Here is a 2,953-nt window from a genome sequence, read left to right as displayed (position 1 = left end):
TCCCATAAAAGCACAAAAAGTAGGAATAAGTGTACTATTCCTACTTTTTAGCTGTTATATGTTTGTATATCAATGAATAACATATTCAATTCTAGTTTACATAATAGCAACTATAGGAACTTATTTGAAAATACATAATTAACATAGACTTCTACACATTTTAGTAACGTTATATATGTTAGTCCAACCTTCTATAACAAATATCCATAAAATATAAAGTAAATACAATTATAGAAGGTGAAAATACTAATGAAAGATAAAGATTGTAAATGTAGAGTTGTTCCACCACCACCACAGGGACCACAGGGACCACCGGGGAAACAAGGTCCTCAAGGTCCTCAAGGACCACAGGGGACAATGGGAATTCAAGGACTTACTGGAGCAACAGGATCAACGGGACCATCAGGACCACCAGGTACCGCATTAGGATTCTGTCAAATAAATGGATCCCCCGGTGGAGTACCGGCACAAGATAATGGTACTGTATCTTTTGGAAATCTGGGACCTTGTGAAAATATAACTGTGCCAATGGGTAATCAAAGTATCCAACTAACTGAATCTGGGGTTTATGAAATTTCATTCGGAGCATACTGTGATTTAGAAGATACAGAAAGGATATTCTTTCAAATTAGTGCAAATGGCACTGTGATAACTGGAGGGAATTTAGATATAGAAAACACCTCTGGTGGTGCGATTGAAATTCCGATAGCTAAAACTGTCTTATATAGTAATGCAGTGAATGACATAATAACAGTTGATACACCAACTGTTGATAGTGTTGGTGCTAATACCCCAGTTTATTCTGATCCAGTTCTTAATGTAATTAGATTAAGTTGATACACTCATTTTTTAACAATTAATGGCGTAACTCGGGATGATACAAGACTATTTATATTTGATTCTAACTCAGGGCTGATAGATTTCCCACTCTCAAGAACCACCATTCGTACCTTAACTGGGGGTGATGTAGTTTCTACTGTCATAGACACCGACATGCCAGGAACTTCTGTAGATTTTACTACCCTTTCACTGCAGGTTATTCAATTATCTTAGGTGTACAAAAGTCAAAGAAGCTGTTAATGAACTTTCAGCTTCTTTGTATATCATTGAATAAGATATACAAACTTAGTTTACATAATGATAACTATAGGAACTTAATGGTAAATGTGTAATTACAGCAATTCAATACTTTGCGAAAAAACCTCTCTCTTATTAAAAGCCAACACTATAAATTCTAACATTGTAAAAACAACAAAAATAGACCGATCTTCTTCCTATTAGAAGAAGCCGGTTTATTTTTGTATACTTTGTAGCTAAATAGCAATAAAAATATGATATTTTAAAAATAATACTAAGAATTTCAATATATTACAGATACATATGTTATCTAAGGTAAACCATCCACCCTATTAAAAAAACGATTAGTGCACCGTAGCATATTATAAAGAACATAATCATACCTGATGACAAGCTTCTGTTCTTAGCGACAATAATCAAAATGATGAATAGGATAACAAGAATTGATATTTCTCTTAACAAAATATCACAACCTTTATTTTATTAAGAGATAGATACTCTATCAAAGTAGAAAATAGAGTCCTGATAGGCATTATACATTGCCTTTCCTTCTGAGTAGGCTATCGCCGATGAAACAATTGTTAATAAAGCAGCTAACGTCTTAGACCAAACTAGTTCTGGAACAAGGTATAGTGAGGCAATTGTAGAAATTATACCAGTACCTACTTTCTGAACTATATCATCTTTATTTTTCATGAATGTATCAACAGAAGCTTTAAAGGCAAATAAATCTGTTTTGTTATTAGTTGTTTCTATTGGGTTTTTTGAAACACCCGTTCGTAACTTGAGAACCCAAACATAACCTGATGGAACATTATTATAAACCCAATAACCATATACGTCATTTAATGTATTCTTTCTTACTAGATCTGCAGATAGAGTCGAAGAAACTAAGGACTTCTCAAGAGCTGGGAGTTTGCCTTCAGTTACTTCTTCCTCTGCAGTAGCATATTCATCAAGTGATTCCGTTTTTAATAAATTTCTGTCTAAATCATAGGTTTCAAATGTCATTTCTTGACTATCTTTATTATATGATACCACATATATATTGGATTCGTCCTCTGTTTCTACTACTCTTTCCTTTGCATTATCAACAAGTATTTTAGCACTAACACCATCCTCAAAAATCATCTCAGTTCCTTCTTTAGGAAGTGGAACACTCGTAACGGATTGGGCATTAGCATGTGCTAAGGGCATGATAAATGCAAATATCGTTATTAAAGCAACAGAAACTAATAATTTTACCTTTTTCATAAACATAACATCCGATTTAGATTTTTGTAAATAGTTTGTAAGCGAGAGCCCTCTAAATAAATATCCCATATGGAATTTTTTTCGTAAATAGGTTAGTTCTACTAATTAATAACTAGCTAAGTACATACATACTTTGATACCAGCCCCCACGATATATATAAATGGGTTATCTTGTAAAAATAATCAAATGTTACTAGATTTTAATTTGTTATAATTAAAAACTCTTATAAGTGCATATCAATGAATACCATATTCAAATCTAGTTTACATAATGACCACTATAGGAAGTAACACTTTTTCACAAACGCTGGTATTACAGTATTTTCTAGAATTAAAATTTAATCCAAAATTATATAGGTTTTGAAGAGGGGTAATTTAATTATTTCCCGAATTTTTTGCATAAAAAGTTTTTGCAAAATGAGGAGTAATTAAACACAAGTTGAGTTCTGTTTACTAAATTAAATGTTACTCAACAATATGGCGCAATTGTGCGGCCGAGCTTAGGTAATATCATATAACGGGTGGGATTCCCGTCGAGTAAGAATTAGCCATTCACTCGTAGCGAGTCTTGGAGGACTAAAGGTAACTTTAGTCTTTAAGCGTAGACAGTTAGGTGGCGGGC

At 33.1% G+C, this 2,953-nt stretch carries 3 protein-coding genes; 1 reads left to right on the top strand and 2 read right to left on the bottom strand.

Annotation, left to right across the window (positions count from 1 at the left end; all coding sequences use genetic code 11):
- The first annotated feature begins 249 nt into the window (after positions 1–249).
- Positions 250–837, top strand: coding sequence for a hypothetical protein (locus JM172_RS25330; RefSeq protein WP_214484934.1), 588 nt, complete (start codon positions 250–252; stop codon positions 835–837).
- 5 nt (positions 838–842) lie between these two features.
- Here the strand turns inward: JM172_RS25330 and JM172_RS24135 are convergent, their stop codons facing one another.
- Both JM172_RS24135 and JM172_RS24130 read right to left on the bottom strand, forming a co-directional pair.
- Positions 843–983 (bottom strand): hypothetical protein, encoded by a 141-nt coding sequence (locus JM172_RS24135; RefSeq protein WP_214484933.1) that lies wholly within the window; start codon positions 981–983, stop codon positions 843–845.
- 577 nt (positions 984–1,560) lie between these two features.
- Positions 1,561–2,331 (bottom strand): geobacillin-26 family protein, encoded by a 771-nt coding sequence (locus tag JM172_RS24130; protein ID WP_214484932.1) that lies wholly within the window; start codon positions 2,329–2,331, stop codon positions 1,561–1,563.
- Positions 2,332–2,953 lie beyond the last annotated feature (622 nt).

Origin of the sequence: Bacillus sp. SM2101, from assembly GCF_018588585.1 — a bacterium.
In the GTDB taxonomy this organism is placed as follows: Bacteria; Bacillota; Bacilli; order Bacillales; family SM2101; genus Nanhaiella; species Nanhaiella sioensis.
Note: the sequence above shows the minus strand (reverse complement) of the source record. Positions and strands in the feature narration are given on the sequence as shown.

Bases quoted from the DNA above. Each gene is read 5' to 3' on its own strand.
- JM172_RS25330 (WP_214484934.1), top strand. From the start codon at position 250: ATGAAAGATAAAGATTGTAAATGTAGAGTTGTTCCACCACCACCACAG.
- JM172_RS24135 (WP_214484933.1), bottom strand. From the start codon at position 983: ATGACAGTAGAAACTACATCACCCCCAGTTAAGGTACGAATGGTGGTT.
- JM172_RS24130 (WP_214484932.1), bottom strand. From the start codon at position 2,331: ATGAAAAAGGTAAAATTATTAGTTTCTGTTGCTTTAATAACGATATTT.